At 48.5% G+C, this 18,100-nt stretch carries 17 protein-coding genes; all 17 read right to left on the bottom strand.

Translation table 11 applies throughout. The features are described from left to right. Positions 1 to 24: 24 nt before the first annotated feature. On the bottom strand, positions 25 to 537 hold the full coding sequence (gene mreD / locus SGLY_RS12405; protein ID WP_041444799.1) for a rod shape-determining protein MreD: 513 nt from the start codon (positions 535 to 537) through the stop codon (positions 25 to 27). Continuing rightward, entirely contained in the window at positions 534 to 1,400 is an 867-nt protein-coding gene (gene mreC, locus SGLY_RS12410) for a rod shape-determining protein MreC (protein ID WP_013625621.1), read from the bottom strand. Before mreC ends, mreD begins: the two co-directional genes overlap by 4 nt. Positions 1,401 to 1,417: 17 nt before the next feature. Next, entirely contained in the window at positions 1,418 to 2,434 is a 1,017-nt protein-coding gene (locus SGLY_RS12415; protein ID WP_013625622.1) for a rod shape-determining protein, read from the bottom strand. Between the two features lie 98 nt (positions 2,435 to 2,532). Continuing rightward, on the bottom strand, positions 2,533 to 3,225 hold the full coding sequence (gene radC, locus SGLY_RS12420) for a RadC family protein (protein WP_013625623.1): 693 nt from the start codon (positions 3,223 to 3,225) through the stop codon (positions 2,533 to 2,535). Positions 3,226 to 3,254: 29 nt separating this feature from the next. Then, a complete protein-coding gene (locus SGLY_RS12425) occupies positions 3,255 to 3,857 on the bottom strand; it encodes a Maf family protein (RefSeq protein ID WP_013625624.1) in 603 nt (200 codons plus the stop codon). 124 nt (positions 3,858 to 3,981) lie between these two features. Then, on the bottom strand, positions 3,982 to 5,577 hold the full coding sequence (gene cimA / locus SGLY_RS12430) for a citramalate synthase (RefSeq protein ID WP_013625625.1): 1,596 nt from the start codon (positions 5,575 to 5,577) through the stop codon (positions 3,982 to 3,984). Positions 5,578 to 5,730: 153 nt separating this feature from the next. After that, positions 5,731 to 6,363, bottom strand: a complete 633-nt coding sequence (locus SGLY_RS12435) for a redox-sensing transcriptional repressor Rex (protein ID WP_013625626.1) — start codon at positions 6,361 to 6,363, stop codon at positions 5,731 to 5,733. 139 nt (positions 6,364 to 6,502) lie between these two features. Further along, positions 6,503 to 7,225: an SPOR domain-containing protein gene (locus SGLY_RS12440; RefSeq protein WP_013625627.1), complete on the bottom strand. Its 723-nt coding sequence runs from the start codon at positions 7,223 to 7,225 to the stop codon at positions 6,503 to 6,505. Between the two features lie 108 nt (positions 7,226 to 7,333). Beyond that, positions 7,334 to 9,157: a DUF5050 domain-containing protein gene (locus tag SGLY_RS17170; protein ID WP_013625628.1), complete on the bottom strand. Its 1,824-nt coding sequence runs from the start codon at positions 9,155 to 9,157 to the stop codon at positions 7,334 to 7,336. Positions 9,158 to 9,276: 119 nt separating this feature from the next. Then, the gene (locus SGLY_RS12450) at positions 9,277 to 10,614 is read right to left on the bottom strand and encodes a bifunctional folylpolyglutamate synthase/dihydrofolate synthase (protein ID WP_013625629.1); all 1,338 of its coding nucleotides are present in this window, start codon (positions 10,612 to 10,614) and stop codon (positions 9,277 to 9,279) included. A gap of 25 nt (positions 10,615 to 10,639) precedes the next feature. Continuing rightward, the gene (locus tag SGLY_RS12455; RefSeq protein ID WP_013625630.1) at positions 10,640 to 13,318 is read right to left on the bottom strand and encodes a valine--tRNA ligase; all 2,679 of its coding nucleotides are present in this window, start codon (positions 13,316 to 13,318) and stop codon (positions 10,640 to 10,642) included. 375 nt (positions 13,319 to 13,693) lie between these two features. After that, on the bottom strand, positions 13,694 to 14,044 hold the full coding sequence (locus tag SGLY_RS12465) for an SMR family transporter (RefSeq protein ID WP_013625631.1): 351 nt from the start codon (positions 14,042 to 14,044) through the stop codon (positions 13,694 to 13,696). Further along, positions 14,045 to 14,776: a glycosyltransferase family 2 protein gene (locus tag SGLY_RS12470; RefSeq protein WP_013625632.1), complete on the bottom strand. Its 732-nt coding sequence runs from the start codon at positions 14,774 to 14,776 to the stop codon at positions 14,045 to 14,047. Continuing rightward, positions 14,773 to 16,254, bottom strand: a complete 1,482-nt coding sequence (locus SGLY_RS12475) for an ArnT family glycosyltransferase (protein WP_013625633.1) — start codon at positions 16,252 to 16,254, stop codon at positions 14,773 to 14,775. The genes SGLY_RS12470 and SGLY_RS12475 overlap by 4 nt, the downstream gene beginning before the upstream one ends. A 130-nt stretch (positions 16,255 to 16,384) precedes the next feature. Next, on the bottom strand, positions 16,385 to 16,819 hold the full coding sequence (locus SGLY_RS12480) for a hypothetical protein (protein WP_013625634.1): 435 nt from the start codon (positions 16,817 to 16,819) through the stop codon (positions 16,385 to 16,387). A 146-nt stretch (positions 16,820 to 16,965) separates the two neighbouring features. Further along, entirely contained in the window at positions 16,966 to 17,436 is a 471-nt protein-coding gene (locus SGLY_RS12485) for a hypothetical protein (RefSeq protein ID WP_013625635.1), read from the bottom strand. 10 nt (positions 17,437 to 17,446) lie between these two features. Next, positions 17,447 to 18,100, bottom strand: coding sequence for a ribosome biogenesis GTP-binding protein YihA/YsxC (gene yihA, locus SGLY_RS12490; protein WP_013625636.1), 654 nt, complete (start codon positions 18,098 to 18,100; stop codon positions 17,447 to 17,449).

An 18,100-nucleotide genomic window follows, 5' to 3' on the forward strand; every position in this document is an offset into this window, starting at 1 on the left:
CAAACCGCCGCCCTAATCGATTTTTTAATAGAGGTCATATTTTGATCGTTTCTTCAGCCAGCCCGCTGTAAACGATCTGTGAACCGGTGGATAAGTAATGGGAACCAGCAGAGCATTGTATAAAGAGATTAAAATTATGAGCCTGGCCGTATAACCGAGGCTCCAATTCAATCCTGCCGCCGAAGTCAGAAAAGCAATGAGAGCCTGCCCGATCAGGGAAAGACAAAAAACCAGAACAGTGGTTAAGGGGATATTGTCCCTGTACCAGCGTTTCTGAAAGTAACTGCTCCCAAGCGCTAAAACGATGAACGTAAATACATACAGGCCCAAATATCTTCCGAGGTAGAGATCAACGATAAGCCCCGTAACCGCGGCTAAAATCACTCCCTCCGAGGTCCGGTGATGCAGGGCCAGATAGATTAACCACAGCATAGCCAGGTCAGGCTTAATTCCGTCCCAGGAAAGGTAGTAAAACAGAGTGCCGGGGAAAATGAGACATAAAACAAGAATACCCGCCATCAGAAAATAACGCATCATTTCGCTCCTGCCGTATCCACAACATAGACTTCTTCCAAAATATCAAAATTAACAATAGGCTCGATCAGCGCCGTTTTGAACAAGCCCGTATTGTCCAGAATGACCTTATCTACTACTCCTATCGGAATGTCTTTAGGGTACACACCGCCCAATCCGGAGGTTAAGACCAGATCACCGGGGTTCACCTCGTCATCTTGTTTAACATTCATTTCCAGAGAGCCCGTGGCCGTTATCCTCGAACCGTTACCATAGGTTCCCTCCACAACCCCAAAGATTGCGTTTCCTTTGCTGTCACGCACTAAAGCCCCCGCTTCCCCCTGCCCGTCCAAAATAAGGAGAACATCCGAGTAAGCGGCTGAGGCGGAAATCACCTTCCCAACCAGCCCCAGATTGGCAACGACCGGATCATTGACTTTAACCCCGTCTTTTGTCCCTCTATTGATTGTTACGGTCTGATACCAGGCCATCGGATTCCGGTTAACCAGACTCGCCCCGATCTTGGGGTATTTATCGAGAACGGGACTTTGAAATTTTCCCTTATCCATCTCCTGATAGCGTAAACCGGCAAGAACCTGCTGCTTAAGCTGCAGGTTGTCCCCGGTTAACTTTTCGACTTGTTTTTTCAGTTCTTCATTTTCCGCTTTGACTTTGCTGAACGTAAAAATAGCGAAAAAATTCCCTTTAATACTGTTTCCGGCTCGCCAAATGAAGCTTTCCACAGGTGAAAGCACAACCTCCATCGCCCCTCCGACAGGATTGGCAAAGTTGCTTCCGATTCCTGTTAGCCTCATTGTCGTGATGGTCACAAGAATAATGGCAAATGTAACCACACCAATCAGCATCGGACTGATTTTATTGCCCACCTGTTATTCCTCCGCTCTTAGCTTTTCTGTAAAGCGGCAATCTTACGCAGGACGTCTTCATCATCCAAAACCTTGCCTGTCCCGATAGCTACACAAGAAAGCGGGTCCTCAGCCAGATGAACGGGAATGCCCGTTTCATCGGCAATCAGTCTGTCCAGGTTTTTTAGCAAGGAGCCCCCGCCCGCCATCATAATACCGCGGTCCATAATATCGGCCGCCAATTCAGGCGGTGTCTTTTCCAGACACGACTTTACCGACTCTACAATAGCCGATACCGGTTCACTCAGAGCTTCAACGATCTCCTCAGCTGTAATCTCCACCGTTTTCGGCAAACCGCTCAGAAGGTCGCGTCCTTTGATTTGATAAACGGCCCCCTCTTCCGGCATATAGGCAGCACCGATTTTCTTCTTGATATCTTCGGCCGACTGATAGCCAACGGATAAATTATAGGTCTTTTTAATATAAGCGATAATGGCTTCATCCATCTCATCACCCGCAACCCTGATCGAACCGGAAGTGACAATACCTCCAAGTGAGATGACGGCGACCTCGGTTGTCCCTCCGCCAATATCCACGATCATGTTTCCGGTAGGCTCGCTCACGGGAAGCCCTGCGCCAATGGACGCGGCCATCGGTTCCTCCATAATAATGGGATCTTTGGCACCGGCGGCCAGAGCGGCTTCCTTAACAGCCCGTTCCTCAACCGCGGTTACCCCTGAAGGCACGCAAATAACCACCCGCGGCCGGGCAAACATAAACTGCGACCCTACCGCCCTGTTGATAAAATACTTCAGCATCTTTTGCGTAACATTAAAATCCGAGATGACCCCGTCTTTCAGGGGCCTGATTGCCACGATATTTCCCGGCGTACGTCCGATCATCTCCTTGGCCCTGTCCCCTACAGCCAGAGGTTCCTTACTCTGCAGATCCATAGCGACAACCGAAGGCTCACGAACAACAATTCCTTTACCTTTCATATGAACAAGCGTATTCGCTGTACCAAGATCAATTCCTAAATCTCTGGAAAAAAACATAGTATACTCCCAACTTTCATTCTGTAATTATATCCATACCTGAATAGTTTACCATGATCAAATAATTTAATCCTTAGAAATCAATTTTGCCTCTTCGATTAAATCATCCCTTGTTCCTTTAAACTGACGTACCTTCCATCACCGATAATGATATGGTCGAGAACAGAGATTCCCAAAATCCTGCCGCATTCATCAAGCCTCCGGGTAATTTCCAGATCCTCCTGACTTGGTGACGGATCACCGCTTGGATGGTTATGCAGCAAGATCAGAGAATGTGAATTCCTTTTTATTGCTTCTTTGAAGCATTCTCTAGGATGAACCAGAGAAGAATTGAGCGATCCTATCGAAATCTCGCTGATCCCAAGCAGCATTTTTTTCGTATTGAGATGCATCACCCTAAAGTGCTCCCTGTCTAAAAAACGCATTTCCTCCATCACGAGGGCTGACGCATCTCCGGGTGAGCTGACAATCGGCCTTTGCCCATAAGTAGACGAAGCACTCCTGCGGCCAAATTCCAGGGCGGCTTTAACCTGAGCGGCCTTGGCCTGTCCGATTCCTCTGATCTGTTCAAAATCGTGGACCGACTTTCCGGCCATGGAGGAAATGCCCCCGGCCTCGGTCAGAATTCTTGCCGCTAAATCCAGTACATTCTCTCCTTTAGAGCCTGTCCCTAAAAGAATGGCTAAGACCTCCGCGTCGGATAAAGACTGCGGTCCTATCCTGTACAAACGCTCCCTTGGCTTAAGTTCGCAAGGAAGATTTTTCAATGGATTACAGACTTTATTGCCCATATCGCATACCCCGTATTCATCTGCCGCTCTTACCCGGGCAGTATTCCCCTATCCTGAAGCTTTTGCTCCAGCAGTTCTCTGGGAAGCCCGATAACATTGGTTAATGACCCAACAATATGATCTACAAACATTTCTGCTTTTCCTTGAATTCCATATCCTGCTGCTTTATCCATGGGCTCTCCTGTTGAGATATAATCTTCGATCTCCCGCCCGCTTATTTCTTTAAATACTACAGTTGTCACTTCGACCCAGGTCAGATAACCTTTTTCCTCTTCAGCCATTGTAATGGCATCCACCAAAGCAATCCCGGTCATGACCTGATGAGTCTTTCCGCTCAAAGCGGAAAGCATGTTCCAGGCATCTTTTTCATTCAATGGTTTGCCCAGCATCGTTCCATTAAAAACGACCAGTGTATCTGCTCCCAGAACAACATCCGAACTGCTTCCGGTTTGTCTCCGCCAATTCTCCCAGCCTTTAAGAGCCTTGCGCCCGGCGATTTCCATAACAGCCTCCTCCGGGGCAAGCCCCTGAGGAACGGTCTCCGAAACGTTTCCCCCGACAAGGTTGAAAAGATATCCCCATTGTGTAAGAAGTTCCCGCCGGCGCGGTGAAGAAGAAGCTAAAACAAGCAACCGTACACATCCTATCCTCTATTGTGCGAGTCATGAAAAAGTACAACAAGCCAGGGCCAATTGTCCCCGGCTAAGAAGTCCTTATTTAGTTTAACATTTTACATTTTTTTTCGCAAGAACATATCTAACCGGTTTTTCCCTCTGATTGCGACAAAATAACAATATATAAAGCATCCAGCAAAGCCATGGCGCTGGCCCGGAGAATATTTGTCGCCACTCCCACCGTGCCCCAGCTTCGCAGCCCCCATCTGGTCTCAACGACGACCCGGACAGTAGCTCCGGTTCCGTGAGAACCGTCAATGACCCTCACTTTGTAATCGCTTAGCTCACTTTCCTCAATAATAGGAAAGAAAACACTGAGGGTTCTTCTCAATGCCTTATCCAAAGCATGAACCGGCCCGTCTCCTTCTCCGGCAATATGCTCAGACCTGTCGCCAACCCTGACTTTGACTACGGCGACAGAGTCCAGCTCTCCCCTCAGCGGGTCACTCCATACATGGTAATCCTCCAAAACAAACGGCCGCCTGAGCAAGCCCATAATATCCAGCAACAGCAGGTCTAGGCTCCCTTCCGCCGTATCGTACTGAAAGCCTTCCTTTTCCGCCTGCTTGATCCTGTCCATCGCTTTTTCCACAAGAGGATCGTCCTTGGTGATCTCCGGCTGAAACTTTTTCATTCTCTGGCATAAATTTGCCTTGCCGGACTGTTCAGAAACCAAAATTCTGCGTTCATTGCCGACTGCCGAAGGATCAATATGCTCAAAAGTTTTGTGATTCTTGATCACAGCGTCGACATGCATCCCCGCTTTGTGCGCAAAGGCGCTTTTCCCCACGAAGGGCTGCTTTTCGTCAAAAGGATAATTGGCCAATTCGGCTACATAACGGGATAAATGGCTCAGATCATTCACGGTTTCCGCTCCGAGCACCTGATATCCCAATTTTAATTGGAGCCAGGGAACGAGTGTACTTAAATTGGCATTACCGCATCTTTCCCCGAAGCCGTTCCAGCTCCCCTGAATTTGATTTGCCCCTGCCTGTACGGCCGTCAAACTATTGGCTACAGCCATACCTCCGTCATTATGGGCATGAATGCCCAGATACCGGGGGACAAAAGCTTTCCCGGCAGCCAATACTCCCTTCCGGATCTCATCCGGAAAGGCCCCGCCATTGGTGTCGCACAGAACAACACCCGTCGCTCCGCCCTCTAAGGCCGCTTCCAAACAAGCCAGGGCAAAATCAGGATCATCCGCAAAACCGTCAAAAAAATGCTCGGCATCAAAGAATACTTCCTTGCCGCCCGCCGACAAGAACCGGACCGATTCTCTGATCATTCTCCAATTTTCCCTGTGGTCGGTCCGCAGCACTTCCTTGACATGCAGCTTCCAGGCCTTCCCGAAAATCGTCACTGCCGGAGCACAGGAAGATAATAAATTGCTCAGGATTTCACTGTTTTCCGGCTCCTCCCCCACCCTGCAGGTACTCCCGAAGGCCGCAATTTTAGACATCCCGGAGCCTATGGTTTCGGAGGAAGCAATCCTGTTAAAAAATTCATCATCCTTAGGGTTTGAACCCGGCCAGCCCGCTTCAATATAGTGAACTCCGGTCTCCATGATTTTTGCCAGATAGAGCATTTTGTCTTTGACCGAAAAGTGCACTCCTTCTCCCTGTGCCCCATCTCTTAATGTTGTATCATAAATATAGACGGCCTTTTTCCCGGACATCCTCTTCCTCTCCCTTCGAAACTCATTTATTATTATATGGCCCCGTCTTGCGGCTGACAAGAATAAACGAAAAAACCCGCTTTTGTCCATATCAGCCAAAGCGGGCTAATGATTGATAACCAGTACCGGGTAACGGTTGAGCTTACTGACGGTCTAAGCCATTTTACCGGCGTAATTGAACGTCAACACTTCAAGATTAACCATCAGGTCAACATTACGCAGCTCTATCTCCGGAGGAACATTAAGGACAATAGGGGCAAAGTTCAGGATAGCTTTCACTCCGCATTTCACCAACCTGTCCGCCGCCTCCTGCGCAGAGGATGTCGGAACTGTGATGGCGCCGATCTGCGTTTTGTTTTTTGGAATGACCTCCTCCATCCTGGAAACAGGCATTACCTCCACCCCATCAATCAGCATCCCTATTTTTTGGGGATCATTATCGAAGATACTGGTGATGATAAAACCCCGTTCTTTAAACCCGCGGTAATTGCTTAACGCCGACCCCAGGTTTCCCAGCCCGACCAGAGCAATACTCCATTCATTGCTCAATCCCAAAATGCGCAGAATATTTAAATGAAGATCCTTCACATTATATCCTACCCCCCGGATCCCGAACTCCCCGAAATAGGCGAGATCCTTTCTGACCTGAGCAGGGCTGACCCCCACTCCTTCCGCAATATCACCTGATGAAATTGTAATGATCCCCTTGCGGTCAAGCTCCGCCAGGTATCGGGAATAAACTGACATTCTGATAATTGAGGCCTCAGGAATCTTTAATGTTTTCAATGGTATCCCCCGTTTCATGTGATGTAGGATTTATTTCAAAAGATTATTTATTCCAAAAATTAAGTTAATTATATCACTACCTCCAGACAATGCAACTCGGCGAAAAAAAGATGGGGCTTGATTTTTACCGGTTAGGCTCCTATTTTTTGCTGAATTGATCATTATGATTAAAATACTTCGTTGTTATGTCTTTATATTCGTTAAATAACTGAAAAAGCTTTCTGCTGTCCGGCTTTACTGCGCTTGCTTGCCCGTTCGGATCTTGTTCCTGCCGGATTTCCTGAATGATCTGCCGGATTTTAACGAGATCGCCGGGACATTTTTCCGCACTTAGAACAGCTGTATACCGGCTTACTTCCGGGTTATTGAGATCTCTCTTTGCCAAAAGCTCATTGGCAAGCTTTAACATCTGAATCGTTGTACCGATATCCTTGCCCGTCACCTTAAAATGCAGGGCAGGGTATTCCACTTTTTTGGTCCAGTTGCTCACTCCGTTTTGTTCCAGTTTTTTGCTGATTTCTGCCCCCTCTTCTTTTGTTGACGTCATGCCTACCGATACAATGTCGTTTTTTTCCTCAATAATACCGGCCTTCCAGCCCTTGTTTCCCAAATTGGTTACTGCCGCTTCGGCATTCCCTCTATTCTGATATACTCCTGTCTGACAAGTCCAGAATTCCAGCTTGGACAAAACAAGGATCTCCTCTTGTGTTTCCTGAGTATTGGCCGTATCCTGGACATGATCCTTAGAGACCATCTGAATAAAGATCTGTCCTGTTTTCCACAGGAAAAATCCCGCGGCTGTTATTCCTATTATTACCATTATTATTTTAATCAAACATGGAACTTTTTTAAATTTGCCCATATCAAAAACTCCCTCTATGAAGCTTGTTAGTTCAAGCATATGAGGGAGCCGTAAAAAATAGACATTAGATTTTTTTATGTGTACATTACCTCTTTGGACATACGAAGGTCAATCCATTATCTGCCTTTCGGAACCATCAGTTTTCACTTTGATTATTTGTTCGGATGAGTTATTGGCGTAGTATACCCAATCTCCTGCCACTTGAATAAACAATGCCGTTTCATCACTTATTTTCGTCTTGTTCGTTCCGTCTGTTTTGATTTTATACAGCTTATTTTCATCAGAGGCATTGGAATAATAAATCCAGTCGCCCGCGACATTGAGAAACTCGGCCTGATCATCCGTCACTACGGCATAATCCGTTCCTTCCTTTTTTACTTTGGCCAGAGCCGTGTTTTCGCCGCTGCTGTCCGCCACTTCAAAGTAAAGATCATCACCCGCGACATTCAGGAACATCATGGAACCGCCTTCATAAACAATCGCCGATCCGGTCCCATCCGTTTTTATTTTATGGAGTTCTCCCTGACCAGAGGTGTTGATTGTTGTATAGTAGACCCAATCCCCCGAAACACTGATTTCCAGAGCCGGTTCATCCGTCAGTTTGGTTTTTGCCGTTCCATCGGTTTTGATTTTGTACAGGTTGCCTGAATCTGAAGCATTCATATAATAAATCCAGTTCTCGGCAACGACAATATACATGGATTGATCATCGCTTAATTTCGTCCGACTTGTCCCGTCAGTTTTGATTTTATACATATTCAATTTTTGATCCGCAGCATCGGCATAATAGACCCAGTCTCCCGCGACATTGATAAATCCTGGGATATCTTTGCTCAATTCCTGCTTGCCGCTGCCATCTGCTTTTACTTTGTAAAGAGCATCATTGTGATAATAAATCCAGTCGCCTTGAACAGCGACAAATCCCATATTGGTGATATTTCCCGATGTATTGCCATAGACATTGTCGGTCAAAACGGTTGAGGAAACGGCCCCTTGTCCGCCCAGGATGGATATCTCATTGATTAAAGACATCCTGGCATAGAGATAGTCCGCCGTGACGATAGGCAAGGCTTGATCAACCAGAATAATCGGGGCCGATGCTTTCGGGGCTAAAGCAGAACCGGCCAGAGCGTCGGGGAAATCTTTACCTGTTGCGATATAAACCTTATCTAAGGATAGATCATCTGCAAACCTGTTTAAAACAGCAATATTTGTCCGATACCTGTCGGAACCTCCTATTCTTTCGGGGACAGGCAGCTGGTTCATCACCTGCTCACTGATCACCCCTGTTCCGCCAATCACAAAAGCCTTTGTGACCGCGCCCCCGGCAATAAACTCCTTCACATCCTCCGGCAGCCGGTTTTTTTGCGATAAAACAATCGGCATTCCTTTAGCGGCCGCAACCGGGGCGATAGAAAGGGCATCGGGGAATCCTTCTCCGGTTGCCACAACGATTTCTGAGCTGACCTTAAAATTTGCCGTCATATACCGGGCAATTTCCAGGGATGTCGCATATCTGTCGGCACCCGCCAGCCTGGCTACCTGAAAATGCTCCGTTTCCAATTGTGTTTTTATTTCTTTGGAAATGACCCCTTCACCACCGACGATGAAAACATTCTTGGCCTGTAACCTGGCAAGCTCAGCATTGAGCTCCTTGGTCAAGGTTTTTCCGATTAAAAGTATCGGAGCGTCCAGTTGCTTGGCCAGGGTGGCCGCACTGAGCGCATCCGGAAAAGACTGACCGGTTGCTAATACAACATTTTCCGACACTTTCCATCCAGTTTGGGAAATCGCAATGGCCGTCCCGTACCTGTCTGCAGCCTCAAGGCGCTGCGTTGTCGCCGCAAATCCTTGATTCGGGGGCATGAAGACAATTGCCATACTGATCAGACCAAAGACTGCCATCAGCCGCAAAGATAATTTGCTTTTCATGATCATCCTCCTGAGTTATTGTTCGACATCAAATATTTTACTCGCTCCTGTGTAAAACCGATACGCGAACAATTTGCCTCCGTTGGGATATCCTAGATCAGTTGGGATATCTTACATCATCAGAAAAGTAAATTTTTGTTCAGACAAGACCTGACCTCACCCAGCAGGTACAAAGAACCCGTTACCAGAAGCATATCTCCCGGGGCCAGCATTTCCAGCCCTTCCCGGACAGCCTGCTCAGGGTCCTCAATAGACCGGACCTTGTCCGGCCCAATCATCCTGCCCGCAACATCCTGAAGAGACCTCCAGTTTCCTGCCCGCGGCGAATCAGGCTTGGTGATGATCACCTGATCAGCCAGAGGAAAAAGGATCTCTGCTGCTTTTTCTCTCTCTTTGTCGGCAAGCATACCCAGACACAGCACCAGTCTTTTTCCGGCCAGCACGGTGTCTCTGAGTTCTGATTCCAAGGCATCCCTTAGCGCGGTCATCCCATCGGCATTATGGGCCCCGTCCAGAACGATTTTAGGCTCCGCGGAAAAAACCTCCAAACGGCAAGGCCACTCTGCGGATTGAAGACCTTGGACAACATTTTCCTTCGTAATCCCAAATCCGTACCTGTCCCGCAAGACCTCACAAACGGCCAGGGCGGCACAGGCATTGCTGAACTGGTGTCTCCCCAGCAAAGCCGGCTTCAACCCCTTGATCCGCCATTGGCGTCCCTGATAATCGAAACTGCGGGGTCCCCTTTGCTGCCATGAGACATCCTGCCCGACCCTGATCAATTCCGCCTGACATTCCCTCGCTTTTTCCGTCAGCACAGCCAAAGCCTCAGCCTTTTCCGCAGAGGTGACCACAGGAACACCTTCTTTGATTATCCCGGCCTTGACCCTGGCAATCTCCGCGATTGTCCGCCCCAGATAGTCCATATGGTCCAGTCCTATACTGGTGATCACCGCAATTAATGGATTGACCACATTGGTAGAATCGATCTCTCCCCCCAGACCGACTTCCATCAGGACAATATCCGGCTGCAATCTGGCGAAATAGAGAATCGCCAGCACTGTGCTCACCTCAAATTCTGTCGGGTGCTCTATCCCGGAAGCGACCACCGCCTGCAAGTGCGGCTTGATTTCCTTCAGGAGGGACACGAAATCAGAGCGCCCGATCATCTGACCGTCAATCGTAATCCGTTCCCGGTAGTCCTCCAGATGAGGGGAAATAAACATTCCTGTCCGGTACCCGGCAGAACGCAAAATCGCGGAAAGGAAAGCGGCCGTCGAGCCCTTTCCATTGGTTCCCCCGATATGAACAATTTTCAGAGAACGCTCCGGATTGCCCAATCTGGCCAGCAGGGAACGTATCCGGTCAAGACCGAGATTAATCCCAAATTGACACAGGCTATGGATAAACTCCATAGCCTCCTCATATTCTCCATAAAATGCTGGTTCCGGTTTCATCCGACCAAATCCTTTGCACGAGAAATTATAAACTCAGTTCCGCCAGCCTGTTCCGGAGAGACTGCAGCCTGCTGACCACAGCCTGAAGTTTTTCTCTTTCTTTATCGACAACATCTGGCGGAGCTTTGGCAATAAAGCCCCCATTATTCAGCTTGCCTTCCAGCCTTTCCTTCTCCTTGACCCCGGCTTCAATCTCCTTGCGTACTTTGGCGATTTCCTTATCGAAGTCCAGAAGGCCCCTTAACGGAATATAAACCGTCAGGCCATTTAAAACAGCACTGGCCGTTTGGGGAGGTTCCCCTCCCTTTCCATCCGTAATCGTGATCTTTTCCGCCATCGCCAGCTGTTTAATTTCATGAATTCCGGCATGGAGAATCTCTCTGGTCGAATGGTCGGCAGCAGCCAAGATCAGATCCGCTTTCCGTCCGGGAAGCACATTCATCTCCGCCCGGATATTGCGAACCGCTCTGATGACATCCATCAGGACATTCATTTCCGCTTCAATCTTTTCATTCCGGCAGCCAGCGGCTTTCGGATAATCCTGAAGCATGATGGTCCTGCCCGGAACATTCAAATGCTGCCAGATTTCCTCCGTCAGAAACGGCATGAACGGATGCAAAAGTCTCATGGTTCCTTCCAAAACCTCCCGTAAGATCCTCTGGGCAGTATGGCGTCCCTCTGAGTTTTCCCTGTCATAAAGCCTTCTTTTGCTCAGCTCGATATACCAGTCGCAGAATTCGTTCCAGATAAATTCATAAAGCAGCCTGGCCGCTTCCCCCAGGTCAAACCTGTCTAAAGCTGTCGTCACCGCTTTCACCGTGCCGTCATAGCGGGATAATATCCACTTGTCGGCCAGAGTCAGCTCCCCTCCCGGCGTGGCTGCAAAGTCTTCCAGATTCATCAGGACAAAACGGGAAGCATTCCAAATCTTATTCACAAAATTACGGGAAGCCTCCAGTTTTTCAGAATGAAAGCGCAAATCATTGCCGGGAGTGTTGCCGGTAATCAGAGTAAATCTCAAGGTATCCGCTCCGTAGCGGTCGATCACTTCCAGCGGATCAACGCCATTCCCCAGGGACTTGCTCATTTTACGCCCCTGAGCATCGAGAATCAGGCCATGAATCATGACTTGATGGAAGGGGACTTCCCCCATAAACTCCATACCCATAAAAATCATTCTGGCTACCCAAAAGAAAATAATATCACGTCCGGTCACCAGAACACTCGTCGGGTAAAATTTCTTGAGATCTTCGGCATCTTTGGGCCAACCCATCGTGGAAAAAGGCCATAATGCCGAAGAAAACCAGGTATCCAGAACATCCGGGTCCTGCTCCAAATTCTTGCCGCCGCACTTTGGGCACGCTGCCGGATCTTCCCGGACGCAGATCTCGGCCCCGCAATCCTGACAATACCAGACCGGAATACGGTGTCCCCACCACAGCTGGCGGGAAATACACCAATCCCGGATATTCTCCAGCCAGCCGGTATAGATCCTGGCGAAACGGTCCGGGACAAACTTCAGGCGGCCATCCCGGACAACCTCCATCGCCGGTCCGGCCAGAGGAGCCATCTTGACAAACCATTGCCTGCTGACCAACGGCTCAACAACCGTCGAACAACGGTAACATTCCCCTACCGCATGACTGATCGGCTCAATCCTGACCAGGAGCCCCTGCTCTTCCAGGTCCTTCACCACAAGCTTTCTGGCTTCATAACGGTCCAGTCCCCGGTATTTTCCGCCGTTTTCGTTGACTGTACCATCCTGGTTCAAGATATTAATCTGCTCCAGCTGATGACGCAGTCCCATCTCAAAGTCATTCGGATCGTGGGCCGGCGTGATCTTCACCGCACCGGTCCCAAATTCCCGGTCAACATAGTCGTCGGCGATCACCGGAATCTCCCTGTTCATCAGCGGCAGCAGCACTGTCTTGCCAAGGAGAGAGCCATACCTCTCATCCTCAGGATGAACAGCCACCGCCACATCCCCCAGCATAGTCTCCGGCCTGGTTGTGGCCACAACAACCCCCGGACCGCCATCAGAGGCCGGATACCGGATATGCCACAGATTGCCGTCTCTTTCAACATGCTCAACCTCAATATCGGAGATTGTGGTATGACATTTGGAACACCAGTTGACAATATAGTTCCCCCTGTAGATCAATCCCTGTTCATAAAGCTTGACAAAAACTTCTCTGACCGCTTCCGAACAGCCCGCGTCCATGGTAAAACGTTCCCTCGACCAGTCACAGGAAGCACCCAGTCTGCGCAGCTGCTGCGTAATCTTTCCTCCATACTGTTCCTTCCACTGCCAAACCCGTTCCAGGAATTTTTCCCGGCCCAGCTCCTGCCTGCTGGTCCCTTCCTCAGCCAGCTTTTCTTCCACCTTGGCCTGAGTGGCAATCCCGGCGTGGTCTGTTCCCGGCAGCCAAAGAGTATCATAGCCCTGCATCCTCTTGTAACGGGCCAGAATATCCTGCAAAGTGCTGTCCATGGCATGACCCAAATGCAAAAAACCGGTAACATTGGGCGGGGGCATGACAATGCTGAACGCCTCTCTGTTTCCCGCAGCGTCTTTTCCAGGAGCTGTTTCCTTGTCCCCTGCGGCTTCCGGTTGGAAAAACCCGTTTTCTTCCCAGAATTTATACCATTTGCCTTCAACCTGGTCTGGCTCATATGTTTTGGCCATATCCTTTTCTTCCCTCATAAAAATTCCCCTTTTCACCAAATATCATGAAAAAAAGCCCCCCATCCTTTAAAGGACGAAAGACTCCGCGGTACCACCTTTTTTCCGGAAAAGCGGCAGCAAATCCGGCTCTCTTCGCTGTAACGGGCCGCCCGGCAAAAAGGTACACTCCCCAGTTCTTGTCTCCAAAAACCGCTCAATAAGTTCCCTTCCGCCCCTCCCGTGCGACCCGGGCCCAGTACCGTAGAAACCTCACAGCACCGCCTGGCGGTGGTTTCTTCTCTGAACGGCCGAACGACCTTTCCTCACGATCATAGGGTTTTTCCTTTTTTCCATTATACGGAGAGATCCTGTACTTGTCAAAGCATCGGCTTTATTTTTCCCTTTCATCATCCATTACAGATTGATCACGATAACCCCTGTGATGATCAGAACTGTCCCGATCATTTTGGGCCCGTTAACCATTTCCTGGAGGAAGAGCCAGGATAACAAAAGAACAATAACATACCCCAGACTGACCATGGGGTATGCGACACTCAAATCCATTCTCCTCAGCACAAGGATCCATAAGAACATACTGCTGACAAAACAAAATACTGCGATCAGCAAGGCCGGGCTGAACAGCATGCTTCCGATCATCTTGACTAGCCCGCCCTCTGATTTCAACCCGCCGGCACCGAGCTTTAACAAAAACTGTCCCCCGGCACCCAAAACAATAGAAACCAAAGCCAAAAGATATATTTTCATCTACCTTACCTTAGCCAGCAAGGAAAAATACCCTCTCACCGTGCGCATCACCCGCATTTTACTTTCACCCTGCTTTAAGTGATAATTCAGGATAAGCGGCACTTCTCCGGCTTTAACTTTCATTTTGCTGAACTTAGCCGCGATTTCGGCCATACAGTCAAATCCATTGGTCGTCACCAAACTGTCCCATCTGATCAGGGCCTTTTTTAATGTCCCGACCCGGTAAGCCCTGAACCCTGATGAATAGTCATTCAAATGAACAATAGGAAAAAACATTTTAAAATAAAGCATTGCTCCCCTGCTGTAAACCTTTCTCAACAAGGTTAAGCCGATCTCCCTGCCTCCTTCAGTGAAACGCGAAGCGACGACCAGATCCAGGTCCTCTTGCAGCAAACGGTCGATCATCCGCTCAATAAGGTGAGGGCTGTGCGTATTATCCGCATCCAGGGTGACCAGAATATCTTCGCTTTCCAGTTCCTCAATCGCGTAACGCAAAATACTTTTTACCGCTTCCCCCAGTCCCAGATTGCGCTGGTGCTTGAGAAGAACAATATACTCCTCACTCAAGGCCGCCTTTTCTACCACCAATGCTGTCCCGTCCGTACTCCCGTCTTCAACAACCAGGACCCTGATCTCATATTTACTGCTCTCCCGCAGATCACGAATGCTTGCCAGGACCTTTTTGATCCCCTCTTCCTCATTATAAGCAGGCAGCCCAATCAGAACCTTCACCGCAATACCCCTTTCATTGCACTGCTTTGCGCGGGCCGGTTGAGCCTGAAAATGGGATATCCTTTGACCGGTTCAATTTTTTCATAGGTCTGAACCACGTACTCCAAAAAGCTTCCATCTTCATCTCCGTACACTTTTCCCTGAATCGGGATAAAATAATTGGCCCCGCTGCGAATATATAAGTCCAGCTCTTCCCGGAGATCTTCGGACGCCCGATGATCATTGCCGGTATACAGCCGCCATCCCCGCCTTCCCGATAAGCTCAGGACACAGGGATCGAGAGACCCGACCACCAGGAGGTCTTCTGCAGAAGTCAAAGCTTGTACAAGTCTGACCTCTTCCTGCATCTTAGTATTGACCGCATACATCGGTTTTAATTCCTGAAAGCTGCTGTATCCGATCAGCAGCAGGATGAGAAAGGAGACCGGCAGCAGGACACGCTTCTCCGCCAGCCGGCCCAGAAAAGAACCGGCCAGCAGGGCAATGGGCGGGGTCAAAAAAATAAGGTAATAAGAAGAACGAATCGTACTGACGATAAAAATAGCCTCAGCCGCCATCCCTAAAAACCAGAAGATTATTGTTTTGTCCTTTTTCCAGGCAGTAATCATTCCCAGGGGCAAAAGATACAAAACATGACGGGTCATCGTTCCCGGAATTTCCAGCCGAAAAAAATCCCAAGCCTCCCGGCTGTAAAAAGCACTGCCAATCCTCCGCAAAACAAGACCTTCAGTGATACTGAGCGCAAAATGAAATTCAGCCGTAGAATTGCTGTAGATGTAATACCCGCCCGCGACACTGCAGATAAACAGCGTGAAAACCCATAACTCCCTGTTCTTGAGAAAACTCCAGCCAAACCTTTTCCAGCACAGATACACCATAGGTACGGCAATAAAAGCCGTCGGCGGCTTCGTCATCAAGGCCAGCGCAAGGAAAATTGAACTCAGCGCCAGTCCTTTCCCAACAGGCTTGTCTATCCATTTGTCAAAATAAAAGAAGCCTCCCAGCAAAAACATCAGCCCGGCGGCCTCCGGCATAATCGCCCGGGAAAAGTATACATTGACCGGCAGTATGCCGTAGATCAGCAGGCTGAACAATGCTTTCTCAAACCCCATTTGTTTTCTGGCATAACAGTATAAATAGCCGGCCGACACCAGATAAAAGCAGATGGGAACCAGGCGGGCCAAAAAATAATGAAATCCGAAAACCTGATAAAGCACAGCAATGATCAAGGTCGTAACCTGTAATTCCAACGCCGGGACATTGGGCAAGGGACCGTCATAATTAAAGTTTGGAGACAAAAGATTAAAATCATATTGCACAAAGTTGCGGGCTATCGATTCCGTATCGGCCTGCCGCCAGCTTTCTTTATTCTCCAGAGGCGGGACATCCAGATGATACAGTCTCAACGTCAATAAAAAGACCATTGAGATGAAAAAGATTACCGTTTCTTTTTTTTTCAGGATTTTTAACAATTGCATTAAGCCCTCGTCATTGCTGTCTTTACCTGAACGATTACAGGTGTCTCCAGCACATTTTTCCCTTGAATCGCTCAGCAGAATTAATCACCGGTAAAAACAGTATTGACCAAAATGGTCCACTTTAGTAAAATCATGATATTTTTTTAAAAAAGTTCGTTTCTTCCTCCTCTTCTTTATCCTCGTTCAAAAAGTGATACGTCCGGCCGGATTCCAGACGGCCCTTTTTCATGATCCCTGTACCTAAAATGCCGGATAACAGACCCAAAATCAGACACTCTCCAATCACCGATATGGCCCCGCTTGGATTGATTGGGAAAAACAGGGCCAAAAGAAGGATGCCGATCAATGCATAGCTGGCCGCCGCCAAAGCAGCAGGAATAAGCATCCCGCTGTCCCTGGCCGCCTTATAGCCCGCCGATAAACAGCTTAGCATCAAGCCGAAATCAATCACATAGGTAATCGTGTCCTGGTCAAAGCCCAGCACCGCACTTGAAAACACAGCCAAAAGTGTCAGTACAGTGACCAGCAAGCCTGTTGTAATTCCCTTCAGAATGCTTTTGCTCAAAAATACCACCCCGTTAAAAATTTATGAGACAGGCATCTTTGATATTCATCTCCAAATAAAAAAATAGCCTTGCTTATGCGCAAAGGCTATCTTGATCTCAAGGCCGGTCTTTATTCAAACAGGTTAATCTTGAATCCTTAACTCTCCTACCGTAAAACCAGCTCAAACGCTTCTTTATGTTTGCTGTAATCCCAATTCATCTGCAGAACATTGATGAAGTTTTTCTCCTGATCGACCAGCCAGACGACCAGCTTATCCACTTTACCGAGCTTCTCCGCCAAATATTTCTGCTGTTCTCCATTTTCCCCCGGAATTGTCAGGTAGAATTCCAGATTGAAGGAGGGAAAAGCAAAAATCATGGTCATATGTAAATCCAACCCTTCGGCATTGGCACTGTCCTGAACATGAACCTTGACATCGGCATAAATCTCTTCTTCTTTTCTGAAGTCTTCAGCCGCTTCCTCATTGCACACGATCAGAAAAGAGACAAGGATCCTGTCCTGATCCCCCATGACCGAAGGAGTCACCGAACTGAGTTTAAAATCCCGGTATCCCGGAAAGGCCTCGGCCATAATCTCCAGAAGGCCTGCTTCCTGTGTCTGCTTTTCATTTGACATCTCATCCACCTCACTTTTCTTTTTTATCATCATGCTCTGCCGGAGTACCGGCTTCTGACGGCATAACAGCCTCAGCGGCATTCTGCAGCAATTGGTCTACTTCTTCATGGAGCTCTCTGTTTCCTGTTCCGTCCACAGCAGAGAAAGGAATAATTTGTTTCCAGTCTTCCACACCCAGTGTTTCGGCTATGATTTTCAGCTGGACGATCTGACGGCTGCGTGAAAGTTTGTCAGCCTTGGTCGCAACCAATAACATGGGGATTCCCCTGTCCCGCAGCATTTTTACCATAGTCTTGTCGTCTTCAGTCGGTTTATGCCTGATATCCACAAGCTGAATGACCCCAAGCAGATTGCCCCTTTTTTGAAAATAAGTCTGCATCATCCTGCCCCAGCGGGCCTTGACTTCCAGAGAAACCTTGGCATACCCGTATCCCGGAAGGTCGACCAGATACCACTCATCATTAATATGAAAAAAGTTAATCGCCTGAGTTTTTCCCGGTGTTTGTCCCACCCTGGCCATATTCTTCCGGTTGAGGAATTTATTGATCAGGGAAGATTTTCCGACATTTGAGCGGCCGGCCACCGCAAGCTCCATGCTGACACCCGGAGGATACTGCTCCGGCTTTACCGCCGAGATGATATATTCTACTTTTCGTATGATCAT

The sequence above is a fragment of the Syntrophobotulus glycolicus DSM 8271 genome (assembly GCF_000190635.1).
GTDB classification, from domain to species: domain Bacteria; phylum Bacillota; class Desulfitobacteriia; order Desulfitobacteriales; family Syntrophobotulaceae; genus Syntrophobotulus; species Syntrophobotulus glycolicus.

What these genes read in the sequence shown, in the direction of transcription:
- yihA (WP_013625636.1), bottom strand. Translation starts at nt 18,100, where the DNA reads ATGATCATACGAAAAGTAGAATATATCATCTCGGCGGTAAAGCCGGAG.
- SGLY_RS12450 (WP_013625629.1), bottom strand. Translation starts at nt 10,614, where the DNA reads ATGAAACCGGAACCAGCATTTTATGGAGAATATGAGGAGGCTATGGAG.
- SGLY_RS17170 (WP_013625628.1), bottom strand. Translation starts at nt 9,157, where the DNA reads ATGAAAAGCAAATTATCTTTGCGGCTGATGGCAGTCTTTGGTCTGATC.
- radC (WP_013625623.1), bottom strand. Translation starts at nt 3,225, where the DNA reads ATGGGCAATAAAGTCTGTAATCCATTGAAAAATCTTCCTTGCGAACTT.
- SGLY_RS12485 (WP_013625635.1), bottom strand. Translation starts at nt 17,436, where the DNA reads ATGTCAAATGAAAAGCAGACACAGGAAGCAGGCCTTCTGGAGATTATG.
- SGLY_RS12475 (WP_013625633.1), bottom strand. Translation starts at nt 16,254, where the DNA reads ATGCAATTGTTAAAAATCCTGAAAAAAAAAGAAACGGTAATCTTTTTC.
- mreD (WP_041444799.1), bottom strand. Translation starts at nt 537, where the DNA reads ATGATGCGTTATTTTCTGATGGCGGGTATTCTTGTTTTATGTCTCATT.
- SGLY_RS12440 (WP_013625627.1), bottom strand. Translation starts at nt 7,225, where the DNA reads ATGGGCAAATTTAAAAAAGTTCCATGTTTGATTAAAATAATAATGGTA.
- SGLY_RS12415 (WP_013625622.1), bottom strand. Translation starts at nt 2,434, where the DNA reads ATGTTTTTTTCCAGAGATTTAGGAATTGATCTTGGTACAGCGAATACG.
- SGLY_RS12455 (WP_013625630.1), bottom strand. Translation starts at nt 13,318, where the DNA reads ATGAGGGAAGAAAAGGATATGGCCAAAACATATGAGCCAGACCAGGTT.
- SGLY_RS12465 (WP_013625631.1), bottom strand. Translation starts at nt 14,044, where the DNA reads ATGAAAATATATCTTTTGGCTTTGGTTTCTATTGTTTTGGGTGCCGGG.
- cimA (WP_013625625.1), bottom strand. Translation starts at nt 5,577, where the DNA reads ATGTCCGGGAAAAAGGCCGTCTATATTTATGATACAACATTAAGAGAT.